This is a genomic window from Herbiconiux daphne (assembly GCF_024979295.1).
Classification (GTDB): Bacteria; Actinomycetota; Actinomycetes; order Actinomycetales; family Microbacteriaceae; genus Herbiconiux; species Herbiconiux daphnes.
This window is the reverse complement of sequence record NZ_JANLCJ010000006.1, coordinates 78,432-93,038: the sequence shown is the minus strand read 5'-3', so window position 1 is coordinate 93,038 and position 14,607 is coordinate 78,432. Positions and strand designations below refer to the sequence as shown.

The 14,607-nt window shown below is 70.3% G+C and carries 13 protein-coding genes; 9 read left to right on the top strand and 4 right to left on the bottom strand.

What is annotated here, in order from left to right:
* Positions 1-45: 45 nt before the first annotated feature.
* The gene (locus N1032_RS16450; protein ID WP_259540268.1) at positions 46-1,218 is read left to right on the top strand and encodes an SLC13 family permease; all 1,173 of its coding nucleotides are present in this window, start codon (positions 46-48) and stop codon (positions 1,216-1,218) included.
* 98 nt (positions 1,219-1,316) lie between these two features.
* Here the strand turns inward: N1032_RS16450 and N1032_RS16445 are convergent, their stop codons facing one another.
* The 3 genes from N1032_RS16445 to N1032_RS16435 form a co-directional block, all read right to left on the bottom strand.
* Positions 1,317-1,718: an SseB family protein gene (locus N1032_RS16445; protein ID WP_259540267.1), complete on the bottom strand. Its 402-nt coding sequence runs from the start codon at positions 1,716-1,718 to the stop codon at positions 1,317-1,319.
* Between the two features lie 70 nt (positions 1,719-1,788).
* Positions 1,789-2,484 (bottom strand): endonuclease NucS, encoded by a 696-nt coding sequence (gene nucS / locus N1032_RS16440; protein WP_259540266.1) that lies wholly within the window; start codon positions 2,482-2,484, stop codon positions 1,789-1,791.
* A 94-nt stretch (positions 2,485-2,578) separates the two neighbouring features.
* Positions 2,579-3,814, bottom strand: coding sequence for an MFS transporter (locus N1032_RS16435; RefSeq protein ID WP_259540265.1), 1,236 nt, complete (start codon positions 3,812-3,814; stop codon positions 2,579-2,581).
* Between the two features lie 65 nt (positions 3,815-3,879).
* On the opposite strand from N1032_RS16435, the gene N1032_RS16430 reads away from it, so the two are divergent.
* From N1032_RS16430 to N1032_RS16420, 3 genes are all read left to right on the top strand, one after another.
* A complete protein-coding gene (locus tag N1032_RS16430) occupies positions 3,880-4,938 on the top strand; it encodes a LacI family DNA-binding transcriptional regulator (RefSeq protein ID WP_259540264.1) in 1,059 nt (352 codons plus the stop codon).
* A 155-nt stretch (positions 4,939-5,093) separates the two neighbouring features.
* Complete coding sequence (locus N1032_RS16425; protein ID WP_259540263.1) at positions 5,094-6,767, top strand: MFS transporter; 1,674 nt, start codon at positions 5,094-5,096, stop codon at positions 6,765-6,767.
* 41 nt (positions 6,768-6,808) lie between these two features.
* Complete coding sequence (locus tag N1032_RS16420; protein WP_259540262.1) at positions 6,809-7,642, top strand: MBL fold metallo-hydrolase; 834 nt, start codon at positions 6,809-6,811, stop codon at positions 7,640-7,642.
* A 79-nt stretch (positions 7,643-7,721) separates the two neighbouring features.
* Here N1032_RS16420 and N1032_RS16415 read toward each other — a convergent pair whose 3' ends face one another.
* Positions 7,722-9,050 (bottom strand): MATE family efflux transporter, encoded by a 1,329-nt coding sequence (locus N1032_RS16415; protein WP_259540261.1) that lies wholly within the window; start codon positions 9,048-9,050, stop codon positions 7,722-7,724.
* A gap of 142 nt (positions 9,051-9,192) precedes the next feature.
* Between N1032_RS16415 and N1032_RS16410 the strand changes: the two genes are divergently transcribed.
* From N1032_RS16410 to N1032_RS16390, 5 genes are all read left to right on the top strand, one after another.
* A complete protein-coding gene (locus tag N1032_RS16410) occupies positions 9,193-9,621 on the top strand; it encodes a DUF6325 family protein (RefSeq protein ID WP_259540260.1) in 429 nt (142 codons plus the stop codon).
* Between the two features lie 82 nt (positions 9,622-9,703).
* Positions 9,704-10,054: an SHOCT domain-containing protein gene (locus tag N1032_RS16405; RefSeq protein WP_310795958.1), complete on the top strand. Its 351-nt coding sequence runs from the start codon at positions 9,704-9,706 to the stop codon at positions 10,052-10,054.
* Between the two features lie 284 nt (positions 10,055-10,338).
* Complete coding sequence (locus N1032_RS16400; protein ID WP_259540258.1) at positions 10,339-11,433, top strand: ABC transporter ATP-binding protein; 1,095 nt, start codon at positions 10,339-10,341, stop codon at positions 11,431-11,433.
* A 104-nt stretch (positions 11,434-11,537) separates the two neighbouring features.
* Positions 11,538-13,565, top strand: a complete 2,028-nt coding sequence (locus N1032_RS16395) for a M13 family metallopeptidase (RefSeq protein WP_259540257.1) — start codon at positions 11,538-11,540, stop codon at positions 13,563-13,565.
* Between the two features lie 67 nt (positions 13,566-13,632).
* Positions 13,633-14,604 (top strand): serine hydrolase, encoded by a 972-nt coding sequence (locus N1032_RS16390; protein ID WP_259540256.1) that lies wholly within the window; start codon positions 13,633-13,635, stop codon positions 14,602-14,604.
* The last annotated feature ends 3 nt before the right edge of the window (positions 14,605-14,607 follow it).

Below are 14,607 nucleotides of genomic sequence, written 5' to 3'. Positions count from 1 at the left end.
TGGTCGAGCGGCGTGGCATCCCCAACCCGCATAGACTCACCGACGATGCACGAGAACGCCACGCGGCGGGTCGGACCGATCCTCACCGCCCTCCTCCTGATCGCGGCGGTCGTCGTCGTGATCACCGGAGTGCTGCCGCGAGACGACTTCTTCGCGCTCGCGGGCCGGGTGAGCCCTGTGCTCGCCTTCGTGATCGCCATCACGGTCGTCGCCGAACTCGCCAGCGCGGCGGGCGTGTTCACGGCGCTCGCCGAACGACTGGCGGTGTGGGGCCGAGGGCGCATCTGGCTGCTCTGGGCCTTCGTGCTCGTGCTCGCCATCGTCTGCACGGCGTTCCTGTCGCTCGACACCACCGCCGTGCTGGTGACTCCGGTGGTGATCGTGCTCGCGCTGCACATCGGGGTCTCGCCGGTGCCGTTCGCGCTCGCCGCGGTGTGGCTGGCGAACACCGCCTCGCTGTTCCTGCCGGTCTCGAACCTCACCAACCTGCTCGCCGCGGCCTCGTTCGACGGTGGAACGGCGGGTTTCATCGCGGCCGCGTGGGCGCCCGCGCTCGTGGGCGTGGTGCTCAGCGTCGTCATCCTCTCGGTGGTGTTCCGCCGCTCGCTCCGTGGCCGGTTCGAAGCACCAGCCCGCACCCCCATCGACGACCGGCCGCTGCTCGTCTACTCGGCCGTCGTCGTGGTGGTGCTGCTGCCGATGCTCGTCTCGGGCATCCCTGTCGAGATCGTCGCCGGCGCGGCCGCCGTGCTGCTGCTCGCCGCGTTCCTCGTGCGCGACCGGGGCGCCATCCGCCTCTCGTTGATTCCGTGGCAGGCGCTGGCCATCGCGGTCGGCCTCTTCGTGCTCGTCGAGGCGGCCCATGCCCACGGGCTCGAGAATCTGCTGTCGACGGTGTCGGGAACAGGCGAGGATCCGCTCAGCCTGCTGCACCTCGCCGCCGTGGGCGCTCTCGGCGCGAACGCCATCAACAACCTTCCCGCCTATCTCGTGCTCGAGCCGCTGGCCGACAGCCCGCTGCGACTGGTCGCGCTGCTGATCGGCGTGAACCTCGGGCCGCTCGTCACGCCGTGGGCCTCCCTCGCCACGCTGCTCTGGCATCAGCGCGTGACCGCGCTCGGCGTCACCATCTCGTGGCCGAAGTTCATGGCGCTCGGGGTGATCGCGGTGGTGCTCATCGTGCCGGCGGCGACGCTGACGCTCGCGTTCGTGGGCTGAGGCCGCCGCGACGGCGGCGAGGGTGCCCGTCGCGCCCGTTGTGCTCGTGCGCGCCGTTCCTGACGGGCGTGCGCAGACAGAAGGGGCGCGAAGAGCGGTCAGGCGAGCACGTAATCGCGCTTGACGACCTGCCCGATGCTGCCGACGTCGAACTGCACGGCCACGAAGTCGGCCGTCTCGATCAGCGCCAGCGCGTCGGCCGCCGGCAGGATCATCGCCTGCGCTGTGGCCCGCTGGTCGTCGGGCACCGCCGCGCGCAGTTCGGCGACCGAGGTGAACAGGGGCAGCACCAGTTCGCCCGCGGTCGACAGGATGGTGCGCACGCGCGGATCGGCGGCATCCGTCGTTCCCGTGATGTCGACGACGAGTGCGCCGGTGCGCATCGCCTTCAGCAGGGCGTCGAGGGTGGTGCGATTCGGCAGGGCACCAAAGGCCTCGAGCGCCTTGCGCAACGGGCGGTTGACGTAGGACTTGGGGAATGCGGGTGCTCGACGGGCCACGCGACCAGCCTACGCGGCGACCACGCGGGGTTGCGGGCCCGAGACTGCGCGGCTGGTCGCGGGACGCTCTCTAGAAGAGGCGGCTGTCGGCGTCGTCGAGGCCGCGCATGGCGTCGTAGTCGAGCACGACGCACCGGATGCCGCGATCCTGAGCGAGGGTGCGCGCTTGCGGCTTGATCTCCTGGGCCGCGAACACGCCCTGCACGGGCGCGAGGTGCGGATCGCGGTTCATCAGCTCGAGGTAGCGGGTGAGCTGTTCGACGCCGTCGATGTCGCCGCGGCGCTTGATCTCGACAGCCACCGCGGCACCGGCCGAGTCGCGCGCGAGGATGTCGACCGGCCCGATCGCGGTCATGTACTCGCGGCGCACGAGGGTGTGGCCGTCGCCGAGCAGGGTGATCTGCTCGGCCAGGAGCTTCTGCAGATGGGCCTCGACCCCGTCTTTCACGAGGCCCGGGTCGATGCCGAGCTCGTGTTCGGAGTCATGCAGCACGTCGTAGAGCGACACCACGAGAACATCGTCGGTCTTCTTCTGGGTGACCTTCCAGATCTGGGTGATGCCGGCATCCGTCTGCGCCTCGTCGGGCTCGAGCATGGTGACCGTGCAGGGCGGGCTCATCCAGTTGAGGGGCTTGTAGGAGCCGCCGTCGGAGTGCACCAGGATGCTGCCGTCGCTCTTCAGCATCAGCAGGCGTTTCGCGAGCGGAAGATGGGCGCTCAGCCGGCCGGCGTAGTCGACGGAACAGGTGGCAATGACGAGACGCACCAGTAGAGCGTAACGCTCCGGGCGGGGCCCGTCAGGCCGGGTGGGCTGCCCGTCGGGCGGAGAGGGCTGCCCGTCACGCGGAGGGAGCTGCCCCTCAGGCGGAGACGGTGGGGCGCACGCGGCGGCTGCGCTCGCGGGCTGCCGGCGAGAACAGCCCGGCCAGGGCCACGAGCACCAGCACGAGCAGTAGCGCGTGCAGGATGCCGAAGTGGTTGCCGAGCACGCCGAGCACGGGCGGGCCGACGAGGAAGGCCACGTAGCCGATGATCGCCACGGCGCTCACCCGCGCGGCCGACTGCTTCGGGTCGTCGGTGTCGGCCGCCGCCGACATGCCCACCGGGAACCCGAGCGAGCAGCCTAGCGCCCAGAACGCGGCGCCGACGTAGGCGATCCATGGCACGGGCGCGAAGATGAAGGCCAGGATGCCGAGGAACCCGAGCAGCGCGCTCACCCGCAGCACCGGCACACGCCCGAAGCGGTCGAGCACGGGCCCGCCGGCGACGCGGCCGACGGTCATCGACACCGTGAACAGGCCGAAGATGATCGCGGCGGTGGTGTTGCTCTGGTCGTAGCCGTCGACCACGGCGATCGCGAGCCAGTCGTTGGCGGAGCCCTCGGCGAAGGCCATGCCGAGCATGATCACGCCGATCGCGAGCAGGCGCACGTCTTTCCAGACCGCGAGGCTCGCCACGAGGCGCTGCCGGAACGGCTCCTTCGGTGCTGCCAGACCCGGGTCGTCGGCCTCGACCCCGCGGGGCACGTAGCGGATGGCGACGAGCACGCTCACCACGATGATGACGGCGATGACGGCCAGGTGCACGGCCACGTCGATCGAGAGGGCCGAAGCGAGGGCCCCGAGGCCGGCGCCCGCGACGGTGCCGAAGCTGAAGAAGGCGTGCATGAGGGGCATGAGGGTCTTGCCGATGGCCTTCTCGGCCGCGGCGCCCTCGACGTTCATCATCACGTCGACCGACCCGTTGCCGAAGCCGAAGGCCGCGAGGCCGACGCCCACCACGACGGCCGACGAGAACACCGAGGTGCCGAGGCCGATCACGACCGTGCCCCCGGCGACGATGCTGAGCGACAACACCATGCCGGCGCGCGCGCCGACCCGCAGCATCACAGGCGGGGCGGCGATGAGACCGATCACCGACCCCGCCGACATCGCGAAGATGAGGATGCCGACCTGTGCCGTGTCGAGACCCAGGTGGTCGCGCACGGCAGGCAGCCGCGCGACCCAGCTGGCGATCGAGATGCCGCTGAGCGCGAAGACCACGAAGATCGCGTTGCGCCAGGCGAGCAGCTGTCGTCGGGTGAGGGTCTCCGCCATGGGGTCCGTTCGGGTGGGGGGTGTCGAATCGATTCGATCGAATCGATTCGACTACACTAGCAATCGTGTTCACCCCTGAGCAACCGCGATCGACGCTCTCCGACGTCGCGAAGCTCGCCGGCGTCTCGGCCTCGACCGCGTCGCTCGCCTTCAGTGGCGCCGGCCCCGTATCGGAGTCCACCCGGCGACGGGTGATGGATGCCGCGACGACCCTCGGCTACTCGGGCCCCGACCCGCGGGCGCGATCGTTGCGCCAGGGCCGCTCGGGTGTGGTGGGCATCGTGTTCGACGAACGGCTGCTGTTCGCCTTCCGCGACCCGGTGAACATCGCGACGCTCGACGGCATCGCCTCGGGGCTCGGGGTCGACAGCAATGGCCTGCTGCTGATGACCGAGACCGGAGCGGTGGGGGGCGGCATCCGGTCGGCCGCCATCGACGCCGCCGTGCTCATGGGCTGCAGCCCCGTGCTCACCGAGATCGTGTCGTCGTTGCGGCAGCGCGCGATCCCGCTCATCTCGATCGAGGGCGGCGGGCTCGACGGGGTGGTCGACATCGCCCTCGACAACGCGGATGCCTCGGAGCGCCTGGCCCGGCACCTGCACGATCTCGGCCACCGTCGGGTGGCGGTGATCTGCCTGGCCACCGATTCCGAGCGGGAGACCGGCCAGCTGACGCCCGAGCGCGAGGCGGTCATGACGACGGTGGTGACGGCCGATCGGCTCGAGGGCACGCGGCGCGTCTTCGCCGACCTGGTTGCCTACTCGGCGGGCTACAACCTCGTCGAGGAGGGTGCGGTGGCAGCGCGGGCGCTGCTCGACGTGCCCGCCGAACAGCGGCCGACGGCGATCATCGCGCAGAGCGACCTGCTGGCCGCGGGAGCGTTGCAGGCGGCGGAGGAGCTCGGGCTGAGTGTGCCAGGGCAGCTGAGCGTCGCGGGATTCGACGGGGTGCGCATCGACGGACTCACCGCCCACGACCTCACCACGATGGTGCAACCGGCGGCCGAGAAGGGGCACGCGGCCGGGGTGGCGGTGGCGGCGTTGCTGGCCGGTGACGAGGTGCGGTCGGAGCTGTTCCGGTGCGAGCTGCATGTCGGCGACACGACGGGGCCGGCCGGCGGCTGAGGCTCGGTGCCGGGCCGGGGGCGTCGGCGAGTCCTGCACCGCGAGGTGAGTTCGAGCGGCCGTGCACAAACGGGTCAGACGGCGGGAATGCCACTGTTCGGGTGCACTACTGTCGTGCTCAGGCGATGCGGGGTGGGTGGGCCGGGGAGGATGCCATGGGCGTGGTGAGGGGTTCGGATTCGAGCGCGGGTGGAGCGGCCGGTGGGGCGACGGCGGCCGGCGTCACCGGTGGTGGAGCCGCCCGGGTGGTGGGCACGGCACCCGCGCGCGGTGGGTTGGTGCTGGTGGCCCTGATTCTCGCGTCTGGGGTCGCGAACCTCAACCTGTCGGTGGCCAACGTCGCCCTCCCGTCGATCGGCGAGGCCTTCGACGCGTCGCAGACCGCCCTCAACCTGGTGGCCGTCGGCTTCTCGCTGGGTCTCGCGGGGTCGGTTCTCTACCTCGGCGCGCTCGGCGACCGCTACGGGCGAAAACGCATGCTCGTGCTGGGCCTCGCCCTGAGCATCCCGGCCGCTCTGCTGGCCGCGTTCGCGCCCTCGGTCGAGGTGCTCTTCCTCGCGCGCGTGTTCGGCGGCATCGCGGCGGGCATGGCCTACCCCACGACGTTGTCGTTGATCGCCGCGCTGTGGAGCGGGCCCAAGCGGGTCGCTGCCATCGCGCTGTGGTCGGGTCTCGGCGGCGCCATCTCGGCGCTCGGGCCGCTGGCCTCGGGTTGGCTGCTCGGCATCTTCGACTGGGGCTCGGTGTTCCTGATGACGCCGCCGCTCGCGGCGATCACGCTCGTGCTCGTGCTCGTCGTCGTTCCGGCGAAGGTGAACGAGAACACCGAACCGGTCGACAATCTCGGTGGAGTCCTGTCGGTGGTGCTGGTGGCGTCGCTCGTGCTGGCGATCAACTTCGCCGCGGTGCCCGGCGCCGGCGTGCTGGCGATCGTGCTCGGGTCGATCGCGGTGGTGGCGGGGGTCGGCTTCGTGCTGCGGCAGCGGCGGGCCGCGAATCCGCTCTACGACCTGCAGGTCGCGGCGCGGCGCACGTTCTGGGTGGCGGCGGTGGGCGGCATCATCGTGTTCGGCTCGCTGATGGGTGCGATGTACATCGGTCAGCTCTTCCTGCAGAACGTGCTCGGCTACACGGCGCTCGAGGCCGGGGCGTCGATCCTGCCCGCGGCGCTGCTGCTCATTCTCGCCTCGCCGGTGTCGAGCCGGCTGGTGATCCGGTTCGGGGCCCGCGTGGTGTTCCTGCTCGGGTTCGCCTTCTGTCTGCTCGGGTTCGTCACCATGTTCGTCTTCTGGGATGTCGGCGTCGGTTATCTGCCCGTCGGTGTGGGCTACGCGTTCGTCGGGGCGGGGGTGGGTCTGGCCGGACCGCCGGCGTCGCGGTCGCTCACCGACTCGGTGCCGGTCTCCCGCGCGGGCATGGCGTCGGGCACGTCCGATCTGCAGCGCGACCTCGGCGGGTCGATCATGCAGTCGGTGCTCGGGGCGATCCTCACCGCCGGATACGCGACCGCCATCGCCCGGTCGGTCGCCTCGGCGCCGGCCGACGTGCAGAGCCAGATTACCAGCGGCATCCAGGCCCAGCTGCAGAAGTCGTTCGACGGAGCCATCTCGATCGCGAAGCAATACCCGCAGTACTCCGACGGCATCGTCGCGGCGGCGCGGCAGTCCTTTCTCGACGGCGCCGACTGGGCCTACGCGACCGGCATCCTCACGATGGTGATCGGCGCGGTGGTGGTGCTCGTCTTCTACCCGCGTCGAGACCGTGAGCACGAACTCTTCCGCTCCTATGCCAGTGGCGGTGCCGGCGACAGTGGTGGGAGTTCGACCTGAGGTGGCACGCCTAGGGCCGCGGGCACCGGGAGAATGGAGGCATGCGACTCACTGTGCTCGGAACGGCCACGCCCTATCCGCGCCCGGGCAACGCGTGCTCCGGATATCTGCTCACGAGCTCGGTCGCTCCTGAGACCGAAACCGCGCCGGAGAACGAAACCGCGCCGGAGACCGACGCCGCCGCGAAGGCACGGCCCACCGCACAGACCACCGTCTGGCTCGACGCCGGCACCGGCACCCTGGCTGAACTGCAGCGGCACACCGAGATCGCCGAGCTCGACGCCATCTGGGTGTCGCACCGGCACGCCGACCACTCCGCCGACCTTCTCGTCGCCTACTACGCGCTGCGGTTCGCCGAGCGCGCGCCGGCGGCGCCGATTCCGCTGATCGCGCCCGAGGGCATGCTCGAGCGCCTCGCCGCGTTCCTCGGCCCGAATTCGGTCGCCGAGCTCCCTCGAGTGTTCGAGCACCGCCCGATGAGCGGATTCGGCGACGCCGAGTTCGGTGACCTGCGCCTCGAGTGGGGTCCGGTGCAGCACGGCGTGCCCGCGTTCGGCCTGACGGTGCTCCAGGCCGGCCGCCGGTTCGCCTACTCGGGCGACTCCGCACCCTGCCTCTCGCTCGACGAGATCGCCGACGACGCCGACACCCTCCTGCTCGAAGCGGGCTACGACCACCCGGCCGCGGGAGGCGAAGCCCCCGCGCACCACACGCCCGAAGACGCGGGCCGCACCGCCGCTGCCGCCGGGGTGAAGCGACTCGTGCTGACCCACATCGCGGGCACCGTCACGGCCGACGAGGTGGTGGCCCGGGCAGCCGCCCACTTCGCCGGCGAGATCGTCGTGGCCCGCCCCGGCGACCACTTCACCATCTGACGCGCAGTCCGTCCATCACCGAGGGCCAGCCCTTCCGTCGCCGACGGCAAGCCCTTCCGTCAGCGACGGGATGCCGCCATCAGGGCGCCGCCGCCGGCGCACCCGTCACGATCCACCGCGACCCCCGCGCCCGCAGCCCCAGGGTGACGGCCCGCGCCCCGATGTACCCGAACCCGAACGCCGCCCACAACCAGCCCAGCCCCGCCGCCCCCGCGGGCTGCAGCACGGCGACCGCGGCGAGCAGAGGCGCATACACCGCCAGGTTCACCAGACCTGTCACCGCGAGATACCGCGCATCACCCGCGCCGATCAGCACGCCGTCGAGCACGAACACATATCCTCCGAGAGGAATGCCGGCCGCCATCACGAACAGGCACACGGCCAGCGCGGCCTGCACCGACGCATCCGGGCTGAACACCGCCCCGGCGAACGGCGCCAGCACCGCCAGCACCACACCGAGCACGACCCCCGAGAGCACTCCCCAGCGAATCAGCCGCCGGGTCACCGCATGCACCCGCTCGACCTGCGAGGCGCCGAGCCCGTGCCCGATCATCGCCTGCCCGGCGATGGCCAGGGCGTCGAGAATCAACGCGAGCGTCGCGAACACCGTCATCGCGATCTGGAACGCCGCGAGCTGCACCACCCCGAGCGACGACGCCACGACCACCGAGGCGAGCAGCGCCGCGCGCAGACTCGCGGTGCGCAGCAGCAGCCAACCGCCCGCCGACGCGGCACCGGTGACCCCGTCGAGCCCCGGTCGCAGCGAGACCCCGGATGCCCGTGCCGCACGCACCGCGATCACCACGTAGACCGCGGCCATGCCCCATTGCGCGATCACCGTTCCGGCGGCCGAGCCCGCGATGCCCCACCCGGCACCATAGATGAGCAGGGCGTTGAGCGCCGCGTTGGCCGCGAAACCGGCGACCGCCACGACGAGCGGGGTGCGCGTGTCCTGCAACCCGCGCAGCAGCCCGGTCGCGGCGATGACGAGGAGCATGCCCGGCAGCCCGATGAGCGAGATCGTGAGATAGGTGGTGGCCTCACCCTCGACCGCGGCGGTGCTGCCGAACAACCCGACCACCCCGGATGCGAGCGGCCAGCCCACGAGCGCGAGCACGACACCGACGCCGAGCGCCAGCCACATGCCGTCGATGCCCGCCGTGATGGCGCCCGGGGTGTCGCCCGCACCGAGCCGCCGGTCCACGGCCGGCGTGGTGGCATAGGCCAAGAAGATCAGCAGGCCCACCACCGTCTGCAGCACCGCGCTCGCCACTCCGAGCCCGGCGAGCGGGTCTTGCCCGAGATGTCCCACGAGCGCCGTGTCGGTCAGCAGGAAGAGCGGCTCCGCCACCAGCGCCCCGAGCGCCGGCACCGCCAGACGCAGGATGTCGCGGTCGATCGTCTGCACCCCTTCAGCCTAAGCAGCCCACCCCGTCGTGGCCCGCCCGAAGCACCCTGGCCCTCGCCACGCGGGACTGGTAACGTGCCGATCATCGGCCCGCACGGTGCACCAGCACCCCGCCGGAGGCCGATCCGACGAGAAGGTCACGATGTCCGATTTCACTTACGGTCCGGTCGAACTGATGCTCATCGGTTTCGAGGGCGAGCGCCCCGGCCCCGAGATCGTCGACGCCTTCCGAGACGTGGTCGACGCCGGAACGGTGCGGCTGCTCGACCTGCTCTTCGTCACGCGCTCGCCGGAGGGCGTCGTCACCGTGCTCGAACTCGAAGACGCGGGCGACGCGGTCGGCCTCGACGACTTCGCGCTCGAGGCGACGGGGTTGGCCTCGGTCGACGACATCGAAGAGCTCGCGGCCGAGATCCCGGCCGGCTCGTCGGCCGCGCTGCTCGTGATCGAGCTCACCTGGGCGAAGCGGCTCGCCTCGAAACTCGCCGCCGGCCGGGGCCTGGTGCTCAGCACCGAGCGTATTCCCGCGCCCGTCGTCAACGAGGTGCTCGCGGCCATCGCCGTCGAGTAGAGCCGCCAGCCGCGAGCCGAGCCGAGAGCTCACCGCAGACACGAGCCGAGAGCTCACAGCAGACAGGAGTCAGACGATGCCGATGTTCAGACGAATGGGTCGCCCCGGGTTGATCGGGCTCGCGGCGCGCACCGCCGTCGTGGCCGGAACGGCCACCGCGGTCAGCGGCGGCATGCAGCGCCGCGCGCAATCGCGGGCCGAAGAGCAACAGCAGCAGGAGGCCTACGCCGCCCAGCAGCAGCAAGACCAGATCAACGCCGCCGCCGCGGCTGCCGTGGCCGGCCAGCAAGCGCAAGCCGCGCCGGCCCCCGCCGCCGCTCCCGCCGGCGGCGTCGACATCATCGCCGAGCTGCAGAAGCTCGCCGCCCTCAAGGCCCAGGGCCTCCTGAGCGACGACGAGTTCACGGCAGCCAAGGCCAAGCTGCTCGCCTGACGCCGCCTCCGCGGCATCCCATCCCCTTTCCTCGACCAGCTCTCCTCGAGCAGCTTTCCTCGAGCAGCTTCCCTCGAGTTGCGCCAAATTGACCCAAAGCACCACGGGGATGGGCATTTTGGCGCAACTCGGCGATGAGGAGCGAGGAGCCACGCGGGCGTTCGCTCGAAGCTGCCAGTTGTCCCCCAGAATAGGGAATCGACTCCGACACCTGTAGGTTGCACCTGACGTACCTCACAACGGACCGTCCGGCACGTACCTGCCGGTGAAGGAGAAGGACAACGATGGCTTCTGTAACGTTCGACAAAGCGACGCGCCTCTACCCGGGATCGACGATCCCCGCGGTCGACGCATTCGACCTCAGCGTCGCCGATGGCGAGTTCCTCGTGCTGGTGGGCCCCTCTGGCTCCGGCAAGTCGACCGCCCTGCGCATGCTCGCCGGGCTCGAGGAGGTGAACGACGGCCGCATCCTGATCGGCGACCGTGACGTCACCGACATCCCGCCGAAAGACCGCGACATCGCGATGGTCTTTCAGAACTACGCGCTCTACCCGCACATGACCGTGGCCGAGAACATGGGCTTCGCCCTGAAGATCGCCGGCGTCAACAAGGAGGAGCGCGCCAAGCGCGTTCTCGAAGCGGCCAAGCTGCTCGACCTCGAGCCCTACCTGGCGCGCAAGCCGAAGGCCCTCTCGGGTGGTCAGCGTCAGCGCGTCGCGATGGGCCGCGCGATCGTGCGGAGCCCTCAGGTGTTCCTCATGGACGAGCCGCTGTCGAACCTCGACGCGAAGCTGCGTGTGCAGACGCGCACCCAGATCGCGTCGCTCCAGCGCCGCCTGGGCGTCACCACGGTCTACGTCACCCACGACCAGACCGAGGCGCTCACCATGGGCGACCGCATCGCCGTGCTGAAGGACGGCGTGCTGCAGCAGGTCGGCACCCCGCGCGACCTCTACGCCAACCCGAACAACGTCTTCGTGGCGGGCTTCATCGGCTCGCCGGCGATGAACCTGTTCCCGGCCGACGTGGTCGACGGCGGCATCAAGTTCGGCACCGCGACGGTTCCGGTCGAGCGCTCGCTGCTCGCCAGCGCCGGGTCGGCCGTCACCGTGGGCGTGCGCCCCGAAGACGTGGTGGTCTCGCCGAACGCCGGTGAGGGCCTGACCGTCACGGTCGACCTGATCGAAGAGCTCGGCGCCGACGGCTACCTCTACGGCCACTCCGAGGTCGAGGGCAAGCGCACCGACCTCGTCGTGCGCGTCGACGGCCGCGTGCACCCGAACCTCGGCGACACGCTCTACGTCACCCCGAAGCTCGGTCACGTGCACGTGTTCGACCAGACCTCGGGCCTCCGCCTCGGCGGCGCCGTCGTCGACTAGACACTCCGCACCACGCGAGAAGTCGAAAAGGGTTCCAAGGCTCCGGCTTTGGAACCCTTTTTCGACTTCTCGGCGCAGGGCTCGCACCTGCGTAGAGTTGTCGGGTGACTGAATCCGGAATCGACACGACCGAACTCGACCCCGACATCCGCGCGCAGGACGACCTGTTCCGTCATGTCAACGGCAAGTGGATCGCCCGCACCGAGATCCCCGAGGACAAGGCGCGCTACGGCTCGTTCTATGTGCTCGCCGAAGAGGCCGAGAAGGCCGTGCGCGACATCATCCAAGAGTCCCAGAACGCGCCGGAGGGCACCGAGGCCCGCAAATTCGGCGATCTCTATGCGAGCTTCATCGACGAAGAGCGCATCGAGGCGCTCGGCGCCCGACCGATCGCCCCGCAGCTCGCCCTCGTCGACGCGATCGACGACCTGCGCTCGCTCGCCACGACCCTGGGGCGCCTCGAGCGCGAGGGCGTGCCGGGGCTGCTGCGCCTGTTCGTCGACAACGACCCCGGCAACCCCGAGCGCTACCTGGTGTTCGTCGAGCAGGGCGGAATCTCGCTGCCCGACGAGAGCTACTTCCGCGACGAGAAGTTCGCGTCGGTGCGGGAGGCCTACCTCGGCCACATCCAGCGCATGTTCGAACTCGCCGGCCTCGACGACGCCGCCGCGAGGGCGCAGCGCGTGTTCGACCTCGAGACCCTGATCGCCTCGTCGCACTGGGACAACGTGCGCACCCGCGATGCCCAGGCCACCTACAACCTGCTCACCTGGCCGGAGTTCACCGACCTCTCGGGCGATGCCGCGAACATCCCGGATGCCGACGGCGACGACACCGAAGACGACGACGACGCCGAGATCTCGCTGTTCGAACTCTGGCGCGAGGGTCTCGCGGCCCCCGAGAGCGTCTTCGACGAGCTCGTGGTGCGCGAGCCGAGCTTCATCACCGGCGTCGCCGAGGCGCTCACCGGAGCATCGCTGGACAGCTGGAAGGACTGGCTCGCCTGGCAGGTCATCCACGGCGCCGCCCCCTACCTCTCGAGCGCTTTCGTCGAGGAGAACTTCGACTTCTACGCCCGCACCCTCACCGGCACCCCGAGCATGCGCGCCCGGTGGAAGCGCGGTGTCTCGCTGGTCGAAGGCGCCATGGGAGAGGCCGTCGGCCGCATCTACGTCGAGAAGTACTTCCCCGACACCGCGAAGGCGAGCATGGACGTGCTCGTCGGCAACCTGATCGAGGCCTACCGCGACTCCATCACCACGCTCGAGTGGATGAGCCCGGCCACCCGCGAACGCGCCCTCGACAAGCTCGCGAAGTTCACTCCCAAGATCGGGTTCCCCGCGAAGTGGCGCGACTACTCCACCCTCGCCATCGACCGCGACGACCTCATCGCGAACGTGCGTGCGACGAGTGAGTTCGAGTTCCAGCGCGAGCTCGGCAAGATCGGCAAGCCGCTCGACCGCGACGAGTGGTTCATGACCCCGCAGACGATCAACGCCTACTACAACCCCGGCTTCAACGAGATCGTCTTTCCGGCCGCCATCCTGCAGTACCCGTTCTTCGACGAGACCCGGGATGCCGCGGCCAACTACGGCGCGATCGGTGCCGTGATCGGGCACGAGATCGGCCACGGGTTCGACGACCAGGGGTCGCGCTTCGACGGCGACGGCCGCCTCACCGACTGGTGGACGGCCGACGACCGCGAGGCGTTCGAGAAGCTCACCTCGTCGCTCATCGCGCAGTACGACGCGCTGGCCCCCGAGCAGGTTCCCGACCACCACGTCAACGGCGCCCTGACCATCGGCGAGAACATCGGCGACCTCGGCGGCCTCGGCATCGCCTGGAAGGCCTACCTGCTGTCGCTCCGCGGCCCCGACGGCGAACCGCAGGAGCCGCCGGTGATCGACGGCCTCACCGGGGCGCAACGGTTCTTCCTCTCCTGGGCCCAGGCCTGGCAGCAGAAGTCGCGCGACGCCGAGGTCATCCGGCTGCTCTCGATCGACCCGCACTCGCCGAACGAGTTCCGCTGCAACCAGATCGTGCGCAACATCGACGAGTTCTACGATGCTTTCAACGTCGATTCAAACGACAAACTCTGGTTGAACCCAGGTGAGCGTGTGACGATCTGGTAGTAGGCCATGAGCGGGGGTCGCTCTGCGGCCCGCTGTCACGCCACCAGCCCAAGGAGGTCGTCTGAGCATGCCGGATTCGATACGCCGACGCGCACGATCTGAGCGGGAAGAGATCGCGCCCCGGGGCCGGCGGTCGGACTCGATCGACAACGACGGCGGAATCTTCCGCAAGGGGTTCGCGTCGCTGACCGAACTGGCGCTCTCGGGCGTGCAGGTGACGGCCTGCGCCGTCGACCTCGAGTCGGGCAAGGTGCTGTTCTCGGTCGACGACCACCTCTCGGTGCCCACGGCCTCGATCGGCAAGGTGCTGCTGCTCATCGAGGTGGCCGCGCGCATCTCGGCCCGTGACGGGAGGGCGACGGATGCCGGCACGAGCGCCGCGAAATCGGTGCGGCCGGCACCCGGGGCCGAGGCCCTGAGCATCCTGAACCGCACCGCGCAGGACTCGGTCGGCGATTCGGGTCTCTGGCAGCACCTGCAGGTTCCGGCGCTGCCGGTCGCCGATCTCGCGGCCCTGATCGGCGCCACGAGCGACAACCTCGCCACCAACGTGCTGCTGCGCCGCATCGGTCTCGACGCCGTGCGGGCCCGCGCCGAGTCGCTCGGCCTCAAGCGCACCCTGCTGCTCGACATCGTGCGCGACGAGCGGGGCCCGGATGACGCGCCTCAGCTCTCGGTCGGCTCGGCCCGCGAGCTCGCCACCCTCTTCCGGCGCCTCGCCCGCGGCGAGATCGTCGACGAGACCACGAGCGCTCTGGTGCGCGGCTGGCTGAGCCTCGGCAGCGACCTGTCGATGGTGGCCGGCGCCTTCGGGCTCGATCCGTTCGCGCACGTCGGCACCGACCACGGCATCGCGCTGTTCAACAAGACCGGCACGGATGCCGGCATCCGCTCGGAGGCGGGCGTGGTGACGGGCCCGCGCGCAGGGGTCGCCTATGCGGTCACGATGCGGTTCAACGATGCCGCACTGTCGGGCCGGCTCGCGGTGCTCGAGTCGATGCGCACGCTCGGCACCGACTTTCTCGAATACGTCTTCTGAGTC